Source organism: Mesorhizobium sp. M0060, from assembly GCF_040323155.1.
Lineage (GTDB): Bacteria > Pseudomonadota > Alphaproteobacteria > Rhizobiales > Rhizobiaceae > Mesorhizobium.
The window spans coordinates 17,118-37,644 of record NZ_JAMYUP010000027.1 but is presented as its reverse complement, the minus strand read 5'-3'; the positions used below and the strand labels follow the sequence as shown (position 1 = coordinate 37,644).

At 62.8% G+C, this 20,527-nt stretch carries 19 protein-coding genes; 10 read left to right on the top strand and 9 right to left on the bottom strand.

Features of this window, described 5'->3' with window-relative positions; all coding sequences use genetic code 11:
- Window positions 1-115: 115 nt before the first annotated feature.
- Window positions 116-1,099, top strand: coding sequence for an alpha/beta hydrolase (locus tag NKJ94_RS23095; RefSeq protein ID WP_352528161.1), 984 nt, complete (start codon window positions 116-118; stop codon window positions 1,097-1,099).
- A gap of 6 nt (window positions 1,100-1,105) precedes the next feature.
- Here NKJ94_RS23095 and NKJ94_RS23090 read toward each other — a convergent pair whose 3' ends face one another.
- A complete protein-coding gene (locus tag NKJ94_RS23090) occupies window positions 1,106-2,005 on the bottom strand; it encodes a LysR substrate-binding domain-containing protein (protein WP_352528159.1) in 900 nt (299 codons plus the stop codon).
- Window positions 2,006-2,029: 24 nt separating this feature from the next.
- On the opposite strand from NKJ94_RS23090, the gene NKJ94_RS23085 reads away from it, so the two are divergent.
- The 4 genes from NKJ94_RS23085 to NKJ94_RS23070 all read left to right on the top strand — a co-directional run bounded on the left by NKJ94_RS23085 (window position 2,030) and on the right by NKJ94_RS23070 (window position 4,179).
- Window positions 2,030-2,236 (top strand): hypothetical protein, encoded by a 207-nt coding sequence (locus tag NKJ94_RS23085; RefSeq protein ID WP_352528157.1) that lies wholly within the window; start codon window positions 2,030-2,032, stop codon window positions 2,234-2,236.
- Between the two features lies 1 nt (window position 2,237).
- A complete protein-coding gene (locus NKJ94_RS23080; protein WP_352528155.1) occupies window positions 2,238-2,423 on the top strand; it encodes a hypothetical protein in 186 nt (61 codons plus the stop codon).
- A 334-nt stretch (window positions 2,424-2,757) separates the two neighbouring features.
- The gene (locus NKJ94_RS23075) at window positions 2,758-2,892 is read left to right on the top strand and encodes a hypothetical protein (protein WP_013894968.1); all 135 of its coding nucleotides are present in this window, start codon (window positions 2,758-2,760) and stop codon (window positions 2,890-2,892) included.
- Window positions 2,893-3,240: 348 nt separating this feature from the next.
- Window positions 3,241-4,179: a GlxA family transcriptional regulator gene (locus NKJ94_RS23070; protein ID WP_352528211.1), complete on the top strand. Its 939-nt coding sequence runs from the start codon at window positions 3,241-3,243 to the stop codon at window positions 4,177-4,179.
- Between the two features lie 33 nt (window positions 4,180-4,212).
- Here NKJ94_RS23070 and NKJ94_RS23065 read toward each other — a convergent pair whose 3' ends face one another.
- The 7 genes from NKJ94_RS23065 to NKJ94_RS23035 form a co-directional block, all read right to left on the bottom strand.
- Window positions 4,213-4,998 carry an ABC transporter ATP-binding protein gene (locus NKJ94_RS23065; RefSeq protein WP_352528153.1) on the bottom strand — a complete coding sequence of 262 codons (786 nt, stop codon included), beginning with the start codon at window positions 4,996-4,998 and terminating at the stop codon, window positions 4,213-4,215.
- Window positions 4,995-5,771 (bottom strand): ABC transporter permease, encoded by a 777-nt coding sequence (locus tag NKJ94_RS23060; protein WP_352528151.1) that lies wholly within the window; start codon window positions 5,769-5,771, stop codon window positions 4,995-4,997. The genes NKJ94_RS23065 and NKJ94_RS23060 overlap by 4 nt, the downstream gene beginning before the upstream one ends.
- 73 nt (window positions 5,772-5,844) lie before the next feature.
- Window positions 5,845-6,795: an ABC transporter substrate-binding protein gene (locus tag NKJ94_RS23055; RefSeq protein ID WP_352528149.1), complete on the bottom strand. Its 951-nt coding sequence runs from the start codon at window positions 6,793-6,795 to the stop codon at window positions 5,845-5,847.
- A 115-nt stretch (window positions 6,796-6,910) separates the two neighbouring features.
- A complete protein-coding gene (locus tag NKJ94_RS23050; RefSeq protein WP_352528147.1) occupies window positions 6,911-7,759 on the bottom strand; it encodes a DUF1194 domain-containing protein in 849 nt (282 codons plus the stop codon).
- Between the two features lie 95 nt (window positions 7,760-7,854).
- The gene (locus NKJ94_RS23045) at window positions 7,855-10,416 is read right to left on the bottom strand and encodes a GcvT family protein (RefSeq protein WP_352528145.1); all 2,562 of its coding nucleotides are present in this window, start codon (window positions 10,414-10,416) and stop codon (window positions 7,855-7,857) included.
- Window positions 10,417-10,692: 276 nt separating this feature from the next.
- Window positions 10,693-10,956, bottom strand: coding sequence for a hypothetical protein (locus NKJ94_RS23040; protein WP_352528143.1), 264 nt, complete (start codon window positions 10,954-10,956; stop codon window positions 10,693-10,695).
- 156 nt (window positions 10,957-11,112) lie between these two features.
- Window positions 11,113-13,602: a mechanosensitive ion channel domain-containing protein gene (locus NKJ94_RS23035; RefSeq protein WP_352528141.1), complete on the bottom strand. Its 2,490-nt coding sequence runs from the start codon at window positions 13,600-13,602 to the stop codon at window positions 11,113-11,115.
- A gap of 195 nt (window positions 13,603-13,797) precedes the next feature.
- On the opposite strand from NKJ94_RS23035, the gene NKJ94_RS23030 reads away from it, so the two are divergent.
- Genes NKJ94_RS23030 through NKJ94_RS23015 form a run of 4 tightly spaced genes read left to right on the top strand, consistent with a single transcriptional unit; the run spans window position 13,798 to window position 18,935 of the window.
- A complete protein-coding gene (locus NKJ94_RS23030) occupies window positions 13,798-15,057 on the top strand; it encodes a sarcosine oxidase subunit beta (RefSeq protein WP_352528139.1) in 1,260 nt (419 codons plus the stop codon).
- A gap of 11 nt (window positions 15,058-15,068) precedes the next feature.
- Window positions 15,069-15,365, top strand: a complete 297-nt coding sequence (locus tag NKJ94_RS23025; protein ID WP_352528137.1) for a sarcosine oxidase subunit delta — start codon at window positions 15,069-15,071, stop codon at window positions 15,363-15,365.
- Entirely contained in the window at window positions 15,362-18,355 is a 2,994-nt protein-coding gene (locus NKJ94_RS23020; protein WP_352528135.1) for a sarcosine oxidase subunit alpha, read from the top strand. Before NKJ94_RS23025 ends, NKJ94_RS23020 begins: the two co-directional genes overlap by 4 nt.
- Window positions 18,348-18,935 (top strand): sarcosine oxidase subunit gamma, encoded by a 588-nt coding sequence (locus tag NKJ94_RS23015; protein ID WP_352528133.1) that lies wholly within the window; start codon window positions 18,348-18,350, stop codon window positions 18,933-18,935. The genes NKJ94_RS23020 and NKJ94_RS23015 overlap by 8 nt, the downstream gene beginning before the upstream one ends.
- Window positions 18,936-18,958: 23 nt before the next feature.
- Here the strand turns inward: NKJ94_RS23015 and NKJ94_RS23010 are convergent, their stop codons facing one another.
- Window positions 18,959-19,657 (bottom strand): nitroreductase, encoded by a 699-nt coding sequence (locus NKJ94_RS23010; protein WP_352528131.1) that lies wholly within the window; start codon window positions 19,655-19,657, stop codon window positions 18,959-18,961.
- Window positions 19,658-19,935: 278 nt separating this feature from the next.
- Between NKJ94_RS23010 and NKJ94_RS23005 the strand changes: the two genes are divergently transcribed.
- The gene (locus tag NKJ94_RS23005) at window positions 19,936-20,523 is read left to right on the top strand and encodes a helix-turn-helix domain-containing protein (protein ID WP_352528129.1); all 588 of its coding nucleotides are present in this window, start codon (window positions 19,936-19,938) and stop codon (window positions 20,521-20,523) included.
- The last annotated feature ends 4 nt before the right edge of the window (window positions 20,524-20,527 follow it).

The following is a 20,527-nucleotide window of genomic DNA, read 5'->3' as shown; positions in this document are numbered from 1 at the left end:
CCGGGATCACACCAGCGTGTTGAGACTGCGCAAATCTTGACATTTTGGACGAAGACACAATCTTCGAAGGTAGTAGGGGTTCTCTTAGTCGGCTCAGCCGAGTCCGTGTATCCGCATGCCCAGTTTCAAAAGCCACGTGGTGTCTTTCGTCCTCAGGTACAGCCGCAAGAAGGCGTTTTCCAGTCCGGAAAACCTGCAGCGCTGGATTGCCTATGCGCGCAAGACGGAAAACCACCAGCCGCCCGCATCGCTGCGGTCGCGCTTGGAAATCACGACCCGCGCCGTCGACGGCTTTCCCGTCTACGAGATCGCGCCCAAGGCAGGTGAACGAAGGCGGATACTCTACCTGCATGGCGGCGCCTACGTCTTTGAAATAACGCCCTATCATTGGCGGCTGATCGCCGACATGGCCGACCGTCTCGGGTTCGGTATCACCGTGCCGATCTATCCCATTGCTCCTGAACACGATTTCCACGCCATGTTCGGTATGGTCGGTGCCGTCTACCGCCAGATGTTCGGCGAAACCAGGGCGAATGACATCATCTTCATGGGTGATTCCGCCGGCGGCAACATGGCCGTCGTGCTGACCATGATGGCTGCGCAGGACGGCCTGCCCTTGCCATCACGCCACGTGCTGATTTCGCCCGGCCTCGACGTGTCGCTCGCCAACCCCGAAATGTTCGAGGCTGAACGCAACGATCCTTGGCTGGGCATTGCCGGCGGGCGCGAGGCGATCCGGCTTTACAGCGCCGGCATGGATCCCACCGACTGGCGCATCAGCCCGCTTTACGGCGACCTGTCGGTGTTGCCCAAAACGCTGCTCCTGACCGGCTCGCGCGATCTGCTGACACCCGACAATCTGATCTTCGCGGAAAAAGCACGTGCGGCTGGCGTCGAAATGGAGGTCGTTCACGAGCAAGGCATGTTCCATGTCTGGCCGTTGATCGACATGCCCGAGGCACGGCGCGCGCGAGACAGCATCGTGGCGTTCTTGACCAGCGACACCGATGGATATCAAATCAAGGCTGGCGAGTTGTCTTTGCAAAGGACAGCGCGCGACCTGCCCGCTCGCGACATGGTCGCGCCGCTCCGGTCGTAGTTCAGCTCAGAACTTCCCAGTTTCCCTGAACACCTCGAACGTCACGCGGATGTGGTCGGCGACCGCCTTCACCGGTGCGCTGGCATCCGGCGTCACCACCATGGCGAGGTTATAGGTGCCGATGTCAGGCATGCCGTCCTTCGGGCACAGCTCGACCATATCGTTGCCGAGGAACGACTTTGGCAGCGGCGCCACCGCAAGATCCGCCATGATCGCGGCGCGCTGGCCGGCCGTGTGCGCGCTCATATAGGCGATACGGTAGTTGCGGCCCTCACGGCCGAGCGCTTCGAGTGCCCCGGCCCGCCAGGCGCAACCCTCTTCCCACAATGAAACCGGCAGCGGCTCGCGCAGATGCGCACAGCCACCCTTGGCACCGGCCCAGACGATCGGCTCGGTCAGCAGCACTTCGGCGCCGAGCGCGCTGGTCTTGTAGGAGTTGGTGAGCAGCGTGATGTCGAGTGCCCGGTCGTCCATGCGCCGGCGCAGGTTGCTGCTCTGGTCGATGGTCACGTCGACCGCGATCGATGGGTGCGACTGTGCAAACCGCTTCAGCACATGCGGCAGCACACGTTCGCCGTAATCGTCCGGCGAGCCGAGCCGCACCACCCCGACAATGTCTGGAATGATGAACTTCGACACCACCTCGCGATTGATCGACAGCAGCCGGCGCGCATAGCCGAGCAGCATCTCGCCATCGGTGGTCAGCGTCACCGAACGCGCGTCGCGCGCGAACACCGAGCGGCCGAGAATGTCCTCCAACTTCTTGATCTGCATGGAGACGGCCGATGGCGTGCGGAAGACCGCGTTGGCCGCAGTGGTGAAGCTGCCGGTCTCGGCGATTGCAACGAAAGTGCGCAGAACATCCAGATCGAGCAGCGGCAGTGGGTGATTGAGTGGGGCGTTCATCGGAACCGACCTTCAATTTTTCTGATGCAAACCATCATTCCATTTCGTTTGATTGAACATCAGATTGGCTGGATAGTCAACTCCATCGAAGGCAGGCTGCATCGAAGTTGGTCCCGAAACAACCATGACACGGACCTGCAATCGACACGAAATGAAGCTGAAACAAACCCGGTGTACCGCCTGACGCTGCAAAGCGCCGGGACAATCCCGGCCCAACGCGAAGGAGAATGAGATGTCTATCCTGTCATCCATCGGTCGGATCGCGACCGAATTCAGCGAGGCCCGCGCGCGCTACCAGACGGAACGCGCCATCCGCGCGCTGCCGATCGAACTGCAGAAGGATATCGGCTGGCCCGAAGCTGCCGATGCCAAGACCGGCAGTCGCCATGGTGTGGGATCGTGGGCTGGAGCAAAGTAAACCGTGTGTATCAACAGCTGAAGGCCTGCCGCGCAGATCAGCCCGGCAGGCCTTTTTGTTTGTATTCAAATGATTTCCCGAGCCATGTCGCCGCAGCATGACGCATATGAGCAAGTTGCATAGAAGGCCGCGCCGGCAATCAACACGTTGTAAATAAACGTAAATCCTGGTCAGAATGCTCAAATATGTCGCATTCCGTGTCGCTTTTCATATCAAGTGCTTCGCTTTTGCGATTTAGTTTCCCCTCACGTAAGCCTATATCATCATCAACAAACGAGCTGCCCCACTCCATCAAGCGAAGGCGACCCGTCTGAGCAACCGAATGGAGATGATCATGAAGCTTTTTGCCCGCCTCTTTGCCCGCCGCGAAATGAACCTGACGACCGCGCTCGAGCGCCAGCGCCTCGCCAACACCATGCCCGGCCAGACCGGCGCCATGGCCGCCGCGCGCCTCGGCTTCGTCGCCTGAGACAGCAATCTTGACGGAAGCAGCCTAACGCTGCTTCGAAGTCGATCCAATGCCGCTTCGGTTTTGCCGAGGCGGCGTTTTCGTGTGCGACGACCGTATCCGCCACGTCGGTCAATCCGGCGGCATGTCGTGTCCTTCGCCGCATAGCGATTGCCCATTTGCGACCCATGTCGCAAATAAAGTCTTTCCGCTGCCGTCTAGCCAATTGACAGGAAACGTTTTTCCTGATGTCGCTATGCTGATCGCGACATCCTGTTCGCGCCATTGCAGCGTAAGGATCTACCCGTGAACGTCGTAAAACATCCGATTCGGCGATCGTTTGTATTCTTCCTGGTCCCCGATTTCACCATGATCGCCTTCGCGACAGCGCTCGATCCGTTGCGTTCGGCCAACCGCATGCTCGGCTATGAGGCCTATCGCTGGCGGCTCGCCAGCATAGACGGCAAGCCGGTGCGCGCCTCGAACGGCGTCGAATGCGCCGTCAACACCTCGCTGGAGGAAGAGCGCAAGAAAATGTCCGGACCGGACCGGCCGAGCATGGCCATCGTCTGCAGCGGCATCAATGTCGAGCGCTATCAGAACAAATCGGCCTTTGCCTGGCTGCGCGAGGAGTACAATCGCGGCGTTGCCGTTGGCGGCCTGTGCACCGGCGCGCATATCCTGGCCGCCGCCGGCCTGCTGTCCAACAAGCGCTGCGCCATCCATTGGGAGAACCTGCCGGGGTTTTCCGAGGCGTTCCCCAAGGCCAACGTCTTCGCCGACCTCTTCGAGATCGACCAGAACATCTACACCTGCGCCGGCGGCACTGCCGCGCTCGACATGATGCTGAAGCTGATCGGCGACGATTTCGACGAGAGCCTCGTCAACCGTGTGTGCGAGCAGGTGCTGACCGATCGCGTGCGCAGCCCGACCGACCGCCAGCGCCTGCCGCTGCGGGCGCGCCTTGGCGTGCAGAATTCCAAGGTGCTGACCATCATCGAACTGATGGAGGCCAATCTCTCCGAACCGCTGTCGCTGATCGAGATCGCCGACCATGTCGACCTGTCGCGCCGCCAGATCGAGCGCCTGTTCCGCACCGAGATGGGGCGCTCGCCTGCCCGCTATTATCTGGAGATCCGGCTTGACCGCGCCCGGCACCTGTTGATCCAGTCGTCTTTGCCGGTAGTCGAGGTGGCGGTCGCCTGCGGCTTTGTTTCCGCCTCACATTTCTCCAAATGCTATCGCGAGCTCTACGCCCGCTCACCTCAACAAGAACGCGTCGACCGCAAGCAGCTTCTGGCGGCTTGATCCAGCACAGTCAGCAGGGAGGAGCGCATTGAGTCATTGCGCTTCGGCCGTGCGCATTGCCTCGACGCGGATGTCTTCCGTCAGCCGCGCCTTCAGCGCCGAAAATTCCGGGCTGGTCTTCAGCGTGTAATGGCGCGGATGCGGCAGGTCGACGGCAACGTCCGACTTGATGCGGCCGGGCCGCGCCGTCATCACCACCACGCGTGACGCCATGAAGATCGCCTCCTCGATGTCGTGGGTGACGAACAGCACCGTTTTTTGCCGGCGCTCCCAGATGCCGAGAAGCAGCTCCTGCATCAGCCCGCGGGTCTGGTTGTCGAGTGCGCCGAATGGCTCGTCGAGCAGCAGGATCTCCGGATCGTTGGCCAGTGCCCGGGCAATCGCCGTGCGTTGCTGCATGCCGCCGGAAAGCTGCTTCGGCCAATGGTTCTCAAACCCTTTCAACCCGACGAGATCGACATAGGACGCGACGATGTCGCTGCGCTCGCGTTCGGCCATTCCGCGTTCGCGCAGGCCGAAGGCGATATTCTCGGCGACCGTCAGCCACGGGAACAGCGTATAGGACTGGAAAACCATGCCGCGATCGGGACCCGGCCGGTCCACTACCCTGCCGTCGAGCAACACGCGACCCTGGCTTGGAGCTTCGAGGCCGGCGACGATCCTGAGCAGCGTCGACTTTCCACAGCCGGACGGCCCGAGGATGGTGATGAAGTCGTTGGCGGCGATCGCCAGATCGATCGGCATCAGCGCCTGGACCGGCTGCCCGCCGCCGACACCGGCGAATGTGCGCGAGACGCCTTCGATGAGAAGCTTGCTCACGCCAAGCTCCACGGAAACAGCCAGCGGTTGAGCGCCTTGAAGGCGAAGTCCGACAAAAGACCGATCAGGCCGATGACGATTATGCCGAAGATGATCTGCCCCGTCGCCAGCCGCGACTGGCTGTTGATGATCATGTAACCGATGCCCGACGACGAGCCGATCAGCTCGGCGACGATGACATAGGTCCACGCCCAGCCGAGCACCAGCCGCAGCGTCTCGGCAATCTCCGGCGCATTGGCCGGCATGATCACCCGCCGCACGATGCCGTTGTCGGACGAGCCAAGCGTATAGGCCGCCTCGACCAGGTCGCGCCGTGTGCCGCCGACCTTGACCGCGATGATCAGGATAATCTGGAATACCGAGCCGACGAAGATCACCAGCAGTTTCTCGAGTTCGCCGACGCCCGCCCACAGGATGAGCAGCGGAATGAAGGCCGATGCCGGCAGATAGCGGGCGAAGGAGACGAACGGCTCCAGGAACGCCTCCACCGGCTTCCAGGCGCCCATCACGATGCCGAGCGGCACGGCAACGATGGCCGCCATCAGGAATCCGCCGAAGACGCGCCAGATGGTGATGAGGATGTCCAGCCAGAAGCGGTCCTCGACCAGCAGCCGCCAGCCGTCTCTCACCATCGACAGCGGATCGGCAAGGAAGATGCGATTGACGTGACCGCCAAGCGTGATCCAGGCCCAGAACGCCACGAACAGCACGAAGAACGAGATGCCGAGCACGGTTCGGAGACCCGGCGAGACCGGATGCAAGGGGCGCGGCATCGTCAACCGTCCTTTGATCTAAATGAAAAGCGGCGGCGCGGGGGCGCCGCCGCCGGGCGATAGTTCCTGCTGGTCAGTCCGCGACGGCGCTGGTGTCGACCAGCGTCGAGACGTCAGGCGCTTCCTTGATCAAGCCCATCTGCAGCAGCAGGTCGCCGGCAGTCTTGGAAAAATCCTGGAATTCCTTTGTGAAGAACTGCTTGTTTTCGGCCTTGTCGGCCCATTTCAGGTATTTGGCCGATTCCTCGAACTCCTTTGCCGACTGCTTCACGTCGGCGCCCATGGTCTCATAGGATTTCGCTGGATCGCTCTTGATCAGGTCGAGCGCCTCGAAGTAGCTGTCGGCAAGCGCCTTGGCCGCATCCGGATTGGCCTTGAGGAATTCCGGCGTGCAGCCGACCGTGTCGAGCACCATCGGATAGTCGAGAGTGGTCACCAGGATATGGCCCTGATCGGATTTTTCGCGCACTGCCGAAATGAACGGCTCATAGGTGACCGCCGCATCGTTCTGGCCGGCGAGAAACGCCTGTGCCGCCGCATCCGGCTCCAGGTTGACGACCGTCACGTCCTTGGTCGACAGGCCGTTCTTGTTGAGCACCCAGGCCAGCATGAAATAGGGCGACGTACCCGGCGCCGATGACGCGACCGACTTGCCCTTGAGGTCGGCGACCGTCTTGATGTCGTTGCGGGCGACGATGCCGTCGGCGCCGTAGGATTTGTCCAACTGGAATATCTGCTTCGTCGTCACGCCATTGGCGTTCCAGACCAGCCAGGTCTCGACCGTGGTGGCGGCGCATTGCAGGTCGCCGCTGGCGATGGCAAGCGGCCGGCTGGCTTGCGGCACCTTCTTCAAGGTGACGTCGAGGCCGTGCTTTTCGAAGATACCGGCCTGCTTGGCGAGTGTCAGCGGCGCAAAGCCGGTCCATCCACTGATGCCGATGCTGACAGATGTGGCGGCCGTGGCCGGCGCGGATAATCCAACGGCAAGCGTCAAGCTAGCGGCAAGAATTCCGATCCTGTTCATGTCGGTTCCCCTTTTTATCTGTTCGGATGGGGAATTGTGTCACAGACGCCCACAGGCTTGTCAATGAAGCAGATGCTGCACTGCGGTATGTCACCGCCGGCAGCAAACTTCGCCATTAGCGGCTGTTGTACATCCAGCTGCGGTCGCGCCACATTTTTTCGCCGACCAGGCAGTCGGTGACGGGTCTGTCCTGTGCCAGCACCACTGGCGGATGCGCCGCCTCTTCCGCCGCTCGCTGCGGCGAGGCCGGACCGGCAAGCTCCAGCACCAGCTTGCGGCGGATGGTCTCCGGAAACTGCGTCCAGTCATTGACTGGGATCATGAAGGAGCCTGGCCCGCCGATGACGCAGTCGCTGTAGTAACGGTCGAGATTGTTGACATCGTAAGCGCTGCTGAACCCGCCCCTGGTCATCAGCGGCAGGCCGTTGACGGTGATGCCCTGCTTGATCACGGCGTCGCGGGTGATGTCGACGGGCGCACCTTGGTTGTTGGGGCCGTCACCCGAAATGTCGATCACCCGCTTGACGCCCTCGAAGCCACTTTCGGCAAAGAGATCGCTGGCGAATTCCAGGGCGCCGGAGATCGAGGTGCGCCTGGCACTGGCCGGCGGATGAGCGGAAAGCTGCGCTGCCAGTCTCTCGGCGTCGGCACGGTTGGCGATGACCGTCCACGGCACCACGACCTGCTGCCAGGTCGCGCCTGCCCATTCGACATAGGTGACGGCGATCTTGCCGTGGGCGCCGTCGCCAATTGCCTGCAGCACATCGTGGTGCGTCAGCGCCGCCGCATAGCCGTGACGCTGTATTTCGAGCTCGTCCGGCGACATGGACAGGGATACGTCGACTGCCAGCACCAGTTCGACGTCGACCGGCTCGGCGGCGCGGGAGATTGCCGCCGGCCATAGCACCGACGCCAGCACGGCGGCACCCGAGACGAGATGTCTTGCATCGGCAAAAGCAGACATGCCGCCACGGTAGTCGAGAATCGCCGATCGACAAAGAGAAAAGCCCGGCTGAGAGCCGGGCTCATCCGGTCACATCTTTGCGACCGTCCCGATGCTCAGCTGCGCGGATTTAGATTCGCCGGGTCGTAGAGCGGCCTGTAGCCGACAGCGGCCACTTCGACCGGGTATTTCTCGCCGAAATATTCGGCATTCAGCTTGCGGCCCTCCTGGCAATACGCCCAGGGCAGGTAGGCGAGCGCGATATTCTTGCCGATGGTCGGGCCATAGGCCACCGAGGTCGTGAAGGATCTGCGGCCGAGCTCGTCGACGAGCGTTTCACCGGTTTCCGGGTCCATCACCGGCATCGTGCCGACCGGATAGCGGGGAACGCCGTTCGAATCGGTATTGTCCATCATGACAAGCGTGCAGAGCATGGCCGGTTGATGCGCCCGGGCGCGATATTCCAGATGCTTTGCCTTGCCACAGAAATCGGCCTCCTTGACCTTCGGGCGAGCAAGGTCGGCTTCCAGCAGATTGTATTCGGTCAAGAGATCCGCGTTTTGCAGGCGCAGGCTCTTCTCCATACGGCGGCTGTTGGCATAGGTCTCGACGCCAAAGGCCATCACGCCGGTCGACCGCAGCGCGTCCCAGACGGCCAGGCCGTCTTCGTATCGCATATGCAGTTCCCAGCCCTGCTCGCCGACATAGGAGATGCGGAAAGCGGTCACGTCCTTGCCGGCGATCCTGACGGGCTTGATCGCGGCAAAGGGAAAATTCTCCGGCGTCAGCCCTTCGGGGTTTTCCACGACTTTGCTTAATGTTGCCCGCGCGTTTGGACCCCAGATGCCGACAGTCACGTACTTCTCGGTCACGTCGGTGACGGTGACGTCGAAGCCTTTGTCTTCTGCCGTCCTGCGCATGTACTGGAAGTCGCGCGGTCCGGCATCGGCGCCGTCGATCACGCGGCAGCGGTCGGCCATGCGGATGACGGTCAGGTCGGCGCGCACCATGCCTTCCTCGTCGAGGAAATGGGTATAAATGCCCTTGCCGATATTGCCGTCGCCGCCGATCTTTGCCGCGCACAGCCATTCCATCAGCGCGACATGATCCGGGCCTTCCACGTCGTACATCGCGAAATGCGACAGGTTGACGATGCCGCAATCCTCGCTCATGGCGAGATGCTCGGCGTTGGAGACGCGCCAGAAATGGCGGTTGTCCCACTCGTTTTCACGCACTGGCACCCGGTTGCCGTATTTCTCGAGCAGGTGCTCGTTGGCGGCATAGCCATGGGCGCGCTCCCAGCCTCCGAGCTCCATGAAATAGCCGCCGAGTTCCTTCTCGCGCTCCCAGAAGGGCGAGCGGCGGACATTGCGGGCCTTGGAGAAGGGCTCGCGCGGGTGGACCGCCGGATTATAGACCTTCATCGCTGTTTCGGTGCAGCGGTCCCAGATGAACTGCTCTTTGGTCTGGTGCGGATAGAAGCGCGAATAGTCGATGGCGTGGTGGTCGATCGACGTCCGGCCGTCTGTCATCCAGTCGGCGATGAGCTTGCCCATTCCAGGACCGTCCTTGACCCAGATGGCAACGGCATACCAAAGGCCCCTGACCTTCTGGCTTTCGCCCATAGAGGGGCCGCCGTCCGCCGTCACCTGCAGCAGGCCGTTGAAGGAATGGCTCTCATTGTAGCCCAGCTCGCCCAGGATTGGCGTCAGCTCCATGGCGCGCTCGAGCGGCTCAAGTATCTGTTCCATGTCGAGGTCGCGCTGCGACGGCGAAAGCCGTGCCTCATTTTTCTCGAGAATATCGCGGGGATGGCAAAGGCGTGGATTGGTCTCTTCGTAATAGCCCCACTCGATCTGCCCGCCTTCGGCGGTCTTGGGATCGCCGGTATCGCGCATGTAAGCCGAGTTGCCCTGGTCGCGCAGCAGCGGCCAGCCGATCTCCTTGCCGGTGCCGGCGAACTCGGTGTACGGCCCGAAGAAGGTGAGCGGATGGTCGATTGGCATGACCGGCAGGTCCTCGCCCGCCATTTCCGCAATCAGCCGTCCCCAGATGCCCGTGCAGACCACGACATAGTCGGCGTCGATAGTGCCGCGGTCTGTCACCACGCCCTTGATGCGGCCGTTCTCGATGACGAGGGACTTGGCCGACGTGTTGGCAAACGCCTTGAGCTTGCCGGAGGCTTCCGCCTGGTCGACCAGCTTGCCGGCGACGGTCTGCGAGCGTGGGATGACGAGGCCGGCGTCGGGATCCCACAGGCCGCCCTGCACCATCTGCTCTTCGATCAGCGGGAATTTTTCCTTGATCTCGGTGGGATCGATCAGACGGGCGCGTGTGCCGAAGGCCTTCGCCGAGGCGATCTTGCGCTTGATCTCGGCCATGCGGGCGTCATCGCCGACGCGGGCGACTTCAAGGCCGCCGATGCGCGCATAGTGGCCCATCTTCTCGTAGAAATCGATGGAGTAGAGCGTCGTCCAGCACGACAGGAAATCATGGCTGGTCGTGTAGCAGAAGTCGGAGGCGTGCGCCGTCGAGCCGATATCGGTCGGGATGCCTGATTTGTCGATGCCGACAATATCGTCCCATCCGCGCTCGATCAGGTGATGGGCGACCGATGCGCCGACGATACCGCCCAGCCCGACGATGACGACCTTCGCCTTTTCCGGAAACCCTGCCATTGCCCGCGACTCCAAGATGCTATTGCGGCAGACTATAGGGCGGCGCAACGGCGTGCTTGCAGCCTGTTTGCGACATCGCCAAAAAAGCCCGCGCCACCAGCCCGTCGAATGCAGTAGATCGTCGCCCTCGCCATGCTCGGTACGAAGGCGCTGCAACAGCCCCCGGTCTGTGCAGCTTCGAAGAAAAGTGCTTCCCCTTCATCGCCAAGTGGCGATTACCGGAAGCAAATAAAAGGCCGGGCATTTGCCCGGCCTTCGAAGATCATGGCGCCTACTTTACTTGATGCGGGCGACGCCGCCCGAGATCTCGATCGTTTCCGAACCGGTCAGCGCTTCGAGGTCGCCATTCGGCAAGGTGACGAAGCAGCCGCTCGGGCAGAATTCCACGGTTTCGCCGGCGGCCAGCGCCAGCTCGGTCTTGCCGCCGCCTTCCGTCACGATCAGCGTGCGGGTCTCGGCGTCCTTGTTGACCGCGCTGGCGGCATGGGCCGAACCGCCCAAAGCCAGAAAAGCGATGGCGGCGACGAGAGACTTCCACATTTTGCAGTATCGGTGTTGCCACCGCCTCTGTTGCATTTCGCAAGGCATTCTCGCCGTTTGCATGTGAGCTTATATGCAATGCAAGCTGAACGGCAACTGAATGCCGCATTCATGCCGCAATTGGTTTCCGAAGGCTTGAAGGCAAGCTCCAAACAGCTAGTCAGGATCGGGTTTCCGCACCTTGCGCCCCGATTTAGCGAGACGTTTCGCCTCAGCCGCAGCCAAGGCCTTCACTTGCTCCCGCTCGGCGAATTCGGCCTCGATCTTGTCGTCGTCGATCGGCCACGCCTCATGCTTCTTGGTCTCGACGACGGCGCGCGGCGTCGACGGAATTTCGATATGCTCGCTGTCGAATACATCGAAGATGGCGAAGCGGATGTCGTTCTGCACGACGTTGCCGTTCAAAACGTCAGCCAGGAAGACACGGATTTCAAATTCGAGCGCGGCCGGCCCGAAATTTGTGAACAGCACGAAGGGTTCGGGATTTTTCAGTACCAGCGGATGGCCGCGCGCGATCTCCAACAGGACGGCATGCACGTGCTTGACGTCGCTGCCATAGGCAACGCCGACCTTGATGTCGATGCGACCGAGCTTGTTGCGGTGCGTCCAGTTGCCGACCGCATTGTTGATCAGGTTTGAATTGGGCAGGATCACCGATTGCCGCTGGAACGTCTCGATCTCGGTGGCGCGCACGCTAATCTTCTTGACCGTGCCGCTGATGTCGCCGGCGACGATCCAGTCGCCGACCTTGAACGGCCGCTCGGCCAGAAGGATCAGGCCCGAGACGAAGTTGGAGACGACATTCTGCAAACCGAAGCCGATGCCGAGAGACAGCGCGCCGGCGACCAGCGCGAGATTGGAGAGGTCGATACCGGCCGCCGAGATGCCGACCAGTGCCGCGACCGCGACGCCGGCATAGCCGACCGCAAGCCGGATCGAATTGCGCACGCCGGTGTCGACCCGACCGCGCGCCATCACCGAACCGTCGAGCCAGCCCTGGAACCAGCGCGTCAGGAAATAGCCGATAACGAAGACGACGACGCCAGAAAGGATGCCGGTGACCGAGATCGTCACCGAGCCGATGGTGAGGCCCGTCGCCAGCTTGTAGGCCCAGGCCTGGATGTCACCGGGCTGGAAGCCCCACATCAACAGGATCAGCGGCAGGAACACCAGCACGATCATGATGTTGATGGCAGCGCTGACGACCAGCCCGAGCTGGTCGAGCGCGGTCTCTTCATAGCTTGAATTGGTCGATAGCCAGCGGCCGATCGAGCTATTGGCGAAGCCGCCTTCCTCGCCGATCGCCCGCGCCGACAGGAAGCCGATATAGGCAGTGACCAGGATCGTGCCGGTGACCACGACCTGCACCGACACGAAAATGGCAAGGCCGATATAGCCGAGCAGCGCCGACGCGATAGTGAATAGCCCTAGCGCGAAGGCGGTGTAGCGCAGCCATGCCGGCCACGGGCGCCAGCTCCCGTCGGCAGCCTTGAACGGCTTCAGCAGGCCCATCAGGATCAGGATGACGCCCACCATGATGGTGGCGATAAAGCTTCTGGCGATGGTCAGCGATAGCGGCGAGTCCATCTTGTCGTTGACGACCGACAGGAAATAGTTGATGCCGATGGCGACGGCCATGGCGGTCGTCAGCCGCGCCAGCCAGCGCGCCGGGCCGGTTTCGACCGGGATCAGACGCCAGTTCGGCAGTCGCGGCTCCAGCGCCGCATTGGTCAGCCGGTTGACGCAAAACACCACCGCGATGACGGCAACCAGCGCATTCAGGAAGATGCCGATGTCGCCGCGCAAGACGTTGTAGTAATTGAAGAAGAAGATAGTCGAGACAAGGAAGACGCCAACCGCCAGCGTCGGCAGCAATGTCGACCAGAACGCCACCGACAGACGGCTGAGATAGGAGGGATCCTCGACGGAAGGATCGGCTTCGAAGACGCGGCCGAACAGGCGCCGCCCACCGACAAAAAGCACAGCAGCCAGCGCAAGCGCCATCAAGGTCGCGGCAAGAATGGCCTGGAACTTGAACTTGAAGGCGAAGCTCAGCCAGGACGACACCGCCTTGTAGAAACTGGTAAATTCGTCATTGGCATCGGAAATGACCTCGGGGCTCAATGCATCGGACAGCACGTAGCGCTTGGTGAGCTGATTGCGGAACAGCTCGCTGCGCATATTGCCGATCTTCTCGATCAGTCCGCTGATGCGGATCGACAGGGTTTGCGCCGTGGCGATGACAGCATTGATCTCGGCCTTTTCCGAGGCCAGCGCCTGGCGTTCGCTGGTCACGATATCGGGCTCGGCCGGCTGGCCCGCGGCCGGCGGCGGGCCAAGCTGCTCGAGCCGGCTGTTGATCTCGCTCAGCCGCGGCCGGAAAGCGAGCGCGCTGTTCAGCGAGGCACGCGACATTTCTTCCAGCTGCAGGCGAATATCGACAAGGCTGGCGTCGTCGTCGCCGTCCTGCTGGATCTTCTTTTCGAGATTATCGGTCTTTGTCGTCAGGTCCTGGAGAATCTTCTGCTGATCGCTGACTAGTCCCGCGGGCGCCTGGCCAAGTCCTTGCGCCACCGCTCGCAACGAAAGCGGCGCCGTGGCGACAAGCGCCAGGACCAGAACGAAACGGAGCAGTCGGAAAAGCATGATTGTCTGGCGACTCACGGGCGATAAGGCGTTCTAAAGGCCTGCTCTTGATAAAGACCGTCATATCTTGGGGCAAGCCGTCCCTGACGGCCCGTTTCGAAGTCGGCCTGTCGAAAAGCGATGGCGCAATCTTGGCTTTGCGTTGGCAGCCTGCTCTATAGTCTGCCGCAAAGCCTGAAATGGATGACAATAAGAATGGCGGAATATTCGGCCTTTTCGCTTCTCAAGAACGCGCTGACCGGAAACAAGGACTGGAAGCCGGCCTGGCGCAAGCCCGACCCGAAGGCGTCCTACGACGTGATCGTCATCGGCGGCGGCGGCCATGGCCTGTCGACCGCTTACTATCTCGCCAAGGAGCACGGCATCACCAATGTCGCGGTGCTGGAGAAGGGCTGGCTCGGTTCCGGCAATGTCGGCCGCAACACCACGGCGGTCCGTTCCAACTACCTCCTGCCGGCCAACACGCGCTTCTACGAACATTCGATGAAGCTATGGGAGAACCTGTCGCATGACCTCAACTACAACGTCATGTTCTCGCAGCGCGGCTGCCTGAACCTCGCCCACACACCTGCCCAGCTCGACGACTATGCCCGGCGCGGAAACGCCATGCGCCATCTCGGCGTCGACGCCGAACTGATGACCACGGCGGAGATCGCGCGCCTGGTGCCGGCACTGGACGTCTCGGCCACGGCGCGCTTCCCGATCGTCGGCGGCCTGATGCAGCGGCGCGCCGGTACCGCTCGCCACGATGCAGTCGCCTGGGGCTATGCGCGCGGCGCTGACCGCCGCGGCGTCGACATCATCGAAAACTGCGAGGTCACCGGCTTCCTGCGCGACGGCGACCGCATCACCGGCGTCACGACGACGCGCGGCGAAATCCGCGCCAGGAAGGTGGCGGTCGCGGTGGCCGGCAGCACCGGGCGGGTCATGCAGCTCGCCGGCATCGAGACAATGCCGATCGAGAGCCATGTACTGCAGGCCTTCGTCACGGAATCGCTAAAACCGTTCATCAACACGATCCTGACCTTCGGCATGGGCCATTTCTACATGTCGCAGTCGGACAAGGGCGGCCTTGTCTATGGCGGCGACCTCGACGGCTACAACAGCTACGCCCAGCGCGGCAGCCTGCCGATCGTTGACGAGGTGATGAGCGAGATGCTGGCGCTGTTCCCGGGGCTCGCCCGCGTCCGCATGCTGCGCTCGTGGGGCGGCGTCTGCGACATGTCGATGGACGGCTCACCAATCATCACCACCGGCCCGTTGCCGGGCATGTATCTCAATTGCGGCTGGTGCTATGGCGGCTTCAAGGCGACGCCGGCTTCCGGTTGGTGCTTTGCCTGGACCATCGCCAAGGACGAGCCGCACGATCTCAACGCGGCTTTCACGCTCGACCGCTTCTACCGGGGCCTGGTGATCGACGACAAGGGCCAGGGCGCCACGCCCCGGCTGCATTAGGTTAGAGATCCATGCTCATCACGTGCCCCTATTGCGGCCCGCGCGACGTCATCGAGTTCACCTATCAGGGTGACGGCAACCGCCAGCGCCCACAGCCCGCCTCGCAAAACCTCGACGCCTGGAACGCCTACGTCTACGACCGGCTGAACCCGGCCGGCGACCACAATGAGATCTGGCAGCATTCCGGCGGCTGCCGCGCCCATCTCAGGCTAGTGCGCAACACGCTGACGCACGAGATTTCCAGCACCGCCTTCGCGCGCGGCGACCACAGCTCGGTGGCGCGGCACAGGGCTGAGGACAAGTCATGAGTCCGCGCCGCACCGAGGCCGGCGGCCGCATCGACCGGCTGCGAACCATCCGTTTCACTTTCGACGGCGCGCCCTATACCGGCAATGCCGGCGACACACTGCCTTCGGCGCTGCTGGCCAACGGCGTCACCCTGTTCGGGCGTTCGTTCAAATATCACCGCCCACGCGGCGTGCTGACATCAGGCGTCGAGGAGCCGAACGCGCTGGTGACCGTGTTGAGGGGCGAGGTTCGCGAGCCGAACATCCCCGCCACCATGGTCGAAATCTATGACGGACTGACGGCGGTCAGCCAGAACCGCTTCCCCTCGCTTGCCTGGGACGTCAACGCCATCAACCAGCTCGGCGGCAAGCTGCTGTCGGCCGGCTTTTACTACAAGACCTTCATGGGACCAGTGATCGGTCCACTGAAAGGCACGCGCTTCTGGATGTTTTGTGAGCATTTCATCCGCCGTGCCGCCGGCTTGGGCAAGGCGGGCATCGCTGCCGATACGGCGCGCTACGAACGCATGAACGCATTTTGCGATGTGCTGGTGGTCGGCTCCGGCCCGGCCGGGCTGATGGCCGCCAGGGCGGCCGCCGATCAGGGCGCTCGCGTCATCCTTGCCGAGCTCGAGCCGCATTTCGGCGGCTCCGCCAACTGGTCGGGCGAGACGATCGACGGCATGCCAGGGGCGGACTGGGCGGCGCGGGCCGCGGGCCAGCTCGAAGGCCGTGACAATGTCCGCCTGCTGCCCCGTACCACGGTGTGGGGCTATTACGACGGCAACACGCTGGCCGCGCTCGAACGCGTCACCGACCACAAGGAAACGCCCGGCAAGGGCGAGCCACGCCATCGCTACTGGGCGATCCGCGCCAAATCGGTGGTGCTGGCCACCGGCTCCCTGGAGCGTCCGCTGGTATTTCCGGGTAATGATCGGCCAGGCGTGATGCTGGCGCATGCGGCAGAGCGCTATGCCAATGAATATGGCGTGCTGCCGGGCGACAGGATCGCGCTGTTCACCAACAATGACAGCGCCTATCGCGCGGCACTTGCGCAGAAGAAAGCCGGTGCCGTGGTGGTCGCCATCGTCGACGTGCGCCCGGAGCTTTCGAGCGAGATGCGCAAGCTCGCCGGCGAGGCCGAGGCCGAGATCTTTTCCGGCCACGCGGTGATCGCCACCGAGGGCGGCAAGGCGCTTTCCGGCTTCAAGGTGCAGCGCTTCGACATGGCCAATGGCGCGCTTTCCGGCGACGCGCGCAGTATCCACGCCGACTGCCTGCTGATGTCTGGCGGCTGGTCACCGACCATCCATCTGGCCAGCCAGGCCGGCGCCAAGGCGGAATGGAACGCCGCGAGACAAGCCTTCCTGCCGCCAAAGCCAACACGGCAATGGATCGGCGCCGGCGCCCTCACCGGAAGTTTCTCCACCGCCGAGGCGATCGCCGAAGGCCGCGCCGCCGGCCTTTCCGCTGCGGGCGCAACCGCCACGCCGGCGGCCTTGCCTGCCGTTGAGGCAGCACCTGGCGATCCCGATCCGGCGCCGGTGTTCGAGATCAAGGCCAAGGGAAAGAGCTTCGTCGACTTCCAGCATGACGTGACAGCGGACGACGTGCGGCTGGCGCATCGCGAAGGCTTCGTCTCGGTCGAGCACCTGAAGCGCTACACCACGCTCGGCATGGCGACCGACCAGGGCAAGAGCTCCAACATACCCGGCCTCGCTATCATGGCCGAGGCGCTGGGCAAGCCGATCCCGGAGGTCGGCACGACCCGCTTTCGCCCGCCCTTTTCGGCGGTATCGATCGGTTCGCTTGCCGCCGAACGCTTCGGCGATCTGAGGCCCGAGCGGCTGACGCCGATGCATGACTGGCACGTCGCCAATGGCGCCACCATGTATTCGGCCGGCCTCTGGTATCGGCCGATGATCTACGGCCATCCCGGCGAAACGATCGAGCAGGCCTATGTGCGCGAAGCGAGAGCCACGCGCGAGAGCGCCGGCATCGTCGATGTCTCGACACTGGGCAAGATCGCCGTGCAAGGCCCGGACGCGGCGGAATTCCTCGACCGCGTCTACACCAACATGTTTTCGACGCTGGCCGTCGGCAAGGCCCGCTACGGGCTGATGCTGCGCGAGGACGGCCTCGCTTTCGACGACGGCACCACGTGGCGTCTCGGCGAGCAGGATTTCCTGATGACAACCACCACCGCCAATGCCGGCAAGGTGATGCAGCATCTGGAGTATTTCCTCGACGTGATCTGGCCGGAGCTGAAGGTCCACGTCACCTCGGTGACCGATCAATGGGCCGGTGCCGCCATCGGCGGGCCGAAGGCAAGGCAGATATTGGCCGCTTGCGTCACCGGCACCGCCGTCGACAATGCTGCCCTGCCCTTCATGGGCATCGTGCACGGCGAGATTGCTGGCGTGCCGGTGATGATCTGCCGACTATCATTCTCCGGCGAGATGGCCTTCGAGGTCTATTGCGGCGCCGGTTACGGCTCGCATGTCTGGGAGGCGCTGATCGAGGCCGGCAAGCCGTTCGGACTGGTGACCTACGGCCTGGAGGCGCTGGGCACCATGCGCATCGAGAAAGGCCACGTCACCGGCGCCGAGATCGACGGCCGCACCACGGCGCGCGACCTGCATCTCGACTGGATGCTGTCGAAGAAGAAGCCGTTCATCGGTTCGGCGATGATGGACCGCGAGGGGCTGATCGCGCCCGACCGCCTGGAACTCGTCGGCCTTGTTTCGCTCGATAACCAGCCGCTCAACGGCGGCGCGCACATCGTCGAGGAGCTTGACGAAGCCAATCCGCACGGCTCGCTTGGCCACATCACCGCCTGCTGCTATTCGCCGGCTCTCGGCAAATATATCGCACTTGCCCTGGTCAAGGGCGGCAAGGCGCGGCACGGTTCGCGCGCCTATGTCTCCGACCCGTTGCGCAACCGGTTCGGGCCGGTCGAGATCGTCTCCAACCACTTCTTCGATCCGGACGGGAGCCGCATGCATGGTTGAGCGCCAATCACCGCTTGAGCCGATGCTGCATCCAGGCTCGCATGGCAATTTCGAGCACGGTGTCGAAATCATCCTCTCCGAAACCAGGCCGGGTTCGATCCTGCAGCTCGCAGCTTGGCCCGGCGAGGAGAAGACGTTGATGGCCGGCATCCATGCGGTCACCGGCCTGACTTTGCCCGACGGCGCCGGCGGCGGTGTCACGGACGGCGTTAGGTCGGTGTTCGGCTTTGCGCCGGGAAAGTTCACAATGGTCGATGAAGCCGAGGGATTGGCATCGGCCTTTGCCAATGTCATCACTCCGGCCATCGGTACGGTGACCGACCTTTCGCATGGCCGCACCGCAATCCGCATCGCCGGGCCGAAGGCCGAGTGGGTTTTAGCAAAATTCTTCGCCATCGACTTCGCGCTGCCGGCCTTCCCGATCGGCGCCGGCCGCTCGACCGTGCATCACGATGTCTTCGCCCAGATCCAGCGCACCGACACCGATCAGTTCGACATCTATGTGTTTCGCTCGTTTGCCCGCTCGTTCTGGAAGGCGCTCTGCCACGCCAGCGAAGAAGTCGGCTACGAAGTACAGTAGACCCGAGAAGGCGCGTCGTCACTTTATCTGGCGAACGTCACCCACTCTTCCGGCGGCGCGCGGTCGGTGCGGAAGGCATTTTCGGGCTTGGACGTGTCTTCATGGCCGAGCGCCATGCCGCAGACGACGATCTCCTCGTCGGGGATGTTGAGCACCGGCCTGATCTGCCGGTGATAGGGCGCGAAAGCAGCCTGCGGACAGGTGTGCAGGCCCCTGCCCCGCGCCGCGACCATGATGTTCTGCAGGAACATGCCGTAGTCGATCCACGACCCCTTGTTCAGCCGCCGGTCGATGGTGAAGATCATGCCGACCGGCGCATCGAAGAAGACGAAGTTGCGGTCGTGCTGCGCGCGCATCCTGTCGACCTCGCGCCGGCCGATGCCGAGCACGCCGTAGAGACCGAAGCCGTTGGCCCGCCGCCGCGTCAGATAGGGTTCGAAGAACTGGTCGGGATAGTAGCGATATTCGTCCCACTCCGCCTTTTCGGCGCGGATGCCCGAGCTGAGGATGGCGTCGGTGATGCGCTGCTTGATTTCGCCCTTGGTCACATAGACCCGCCAGGGTTGCATGTTGGTGCCTGAAGGCGCGCGCGCAGCAATGGCAAGAATATCGCGGATGGTGTCGTCGTCGACCATATCGGGCAGGAAAGCGCGTACCGACCGGCGCGAGGTGATCGCGTCATCGACGATCGCCGTCGCAATCCGGGAGTTGTTTTCCAGCATAGGCCGTCCCTTTGCGCAGGATCTCGAAAACCGGCATTCCGGAAAGGATCATGCGCCGACTAGAAGTGATGGAGCATCCTTGCGCGTCTTTTTTTGAACGCCCGATACCCTATCCGCCTCGACCGGACGCCCCCACTCACCGCTCGTGCGCCGAGCCTTTGCCCGAACCGTCAAAATGGCGCAAGTAAATCTTCTGGGTTCATGAAATTCCTCTTGATTTTTTCATGAACCTGCCGTCACATGAAATTTGTCTGGAATTTTTCATCAAGAGAATAAATTTGCCCTCGACCGCCGCCAGATCGGAACAGGACAACGGCGAACGGCTGCTGGCCGGAGACATTCGCGCGTTGCGCAAGGCGCGCGGCCTGACGCTTGCCGAAATCGGGCTGAAGCTCGGCCGTTCGGTCGGCTGGGTCAGCCAGGTCGAGCGCGGCCTGTCGATCCCGTCGCTCGGCGATCTCAGGGCCTTTGCTGAATTGTTCGGCGTGCCGGTCAGCCTGTTCTTCAGCCATGACGTGCCCGTCGAGACCGAACGCGGCGTGGTCGTGCGCGCCGGCAGCCGGCGCGTGCTTGGCACAAGCGATTCCGGCCTGGTGGAGGAGCTGCTGTCGCCCGATCTCGGCGGTAGCTTCGAGATGCTGCGTTCGGTCTTCGCGCCGGGTGCCGAGCTGAACACCGAGGCGCGCCGGCCGACCGAGGAAGCCGGCTACGTCGCTTCCGGCAGCTTCGATATCGAAATTGCTGGCGTCTGGCACCGGCTCGGCGAAGGCGACTCCTTCCGCTTCGACGGCAAGCCGTTCCGCTGGCGCAATCCTGGAGCGGAACCGGCTGTGGTCATCTGGGTGGTTTCGCCGCCTGTCTATTGATCTG

What these genes read in the sequence shown, in the direction of transcription:
- NKJ94_RS23095 (WP_352528161.1), top strand. Translation starts at nt 116, where the DNA reads ATGCCCAGTTTCAAAAGCCACGTGGTGTCTTTCGTCCTCAGGTACAGC.
- NKJ94_RS23090 (WP_352528159.1), bottom strand. Translation starts at nt 2,005, where the DNA reads ATGAACGCCCCACTCAATCACCCACTGCCGCTGCTCGATCTGGATGTT.
- NKJ94_RS23085 (WP_352528157.1), top strand. Translation starts at nt 2,030, where the DNA reads ATGCAAACCATCATTCCATTTCGTTTGATTGAACATCAGATTGGCTGG.
- NKJ94_RS23080 (WP_352528155.1), top strand. Translation starts at nt 2,238, where the DNA reads ATGTCTATCCTGTCATCCATCGGTCGGATCGCGACCGAATTCAGCGAG.
- NKJ94_RS23075 (WP_013894968.1), top strand. Translation starts at nt 2,758, where the DNA reads ATGAAGCTTTTTGCCCGCCTCTTTGCCCGCCGCGAAATGAACCTGACG.
- NKJ94_RS23070 (WP_352528211.1), top strand. Translation starts at nt 3,241, where the DNA reads ATGATCGCCTTCGCGACAGCGCTCGATCCGTTGCGTTCGGCCAACCGC.
- NKJ94_RS23060 (WP_352528151.1), bottom strand. Translation starts at nt 5,771, where the DNA reads ATGCCGCGCCCCTTGCATCCGGTCTCGCCGGGTCTCCGAACCGTGCTC.
- NKJ94_RS23055 (WP_352528149.1), bottom strand. Translation starts at nt 6,795, where the DNA reads ATGAACAGGATCGGAATTCTTGCCGCTAGCTTGACGCTTGCCGTTGGA.
- NKJ94_RS23050 (WP_352528147.1), bottom strand. Translation starts at nt 7,759, where the DNA reads ATGTCTGCTTTTGCCGATGCAAGACATCTCGTCTCGGGTGCCGCCGTG.
- NKJ94_RS23045 (WP_352528145.1), bottom strand. Translation starts at nt 10,416, where the DNA reads ATGGCAGGGTTTCCGGAAAAGGCGAAGGTCGTCATCGTCGGGCTGGGC.
- NKJ94_RS23040 (WP_352528143.1), bottom strand. Translation starts at nt 10,956, where the DNA reads ATGTGGAAGTCTCTCGTCGCCGCCATCGCTTTTCTGGCTTTGGGCGGT.
- NKJ94_RS23035 (WP_352528141.1), bottom strand. Translation starts at nt 13,602, where the DNA reads ATGCTTTTCCGACTGCTCCGTTTCGTTCTGGTCCTGGCGCTTGTCGCC.
- NKJ94_RS23030 (WP_352528139.1), top strand. Translation starts at nt 13,798, where the DNA reads ATGGCGGAATATTCGGCCTTTTCGCTTCTCAAGAACGCGCTGACCGGA.
- NKJ94_RS23025 (WP_352528137.1), top strand. Translation starts at nt 15,069, where the DNA reads ATGCTCATCACGTGCCCCTATTGCGGCCCGCGCGACGTCATCGAGTTC.
- NKJ94_RS23020 (WP_352528135.1), top strand. Translation starts at nt 15,362, where the DNA reads ATGAGTCCGCGCCGCACCGAGGCCGGCGGCCGCATCGACCGGCTGCGA.
- NKJ94_RS23015 (WP_352528133.1), top strand. Translation starts at nt 18,348, where the DNA reads ATGGTTGAGCGCCAATCACCGCTTGAGCCGATGCTGCATCCAGGCTCG.
- NKJ94_RS23010 (WP_352528131.1), bottom strand. Translation starts at nt 19,657, where the DNA reads ATGCTGGAAAACAACTCCCGGATTGCGACGGCGATCGTCGATGACGCG.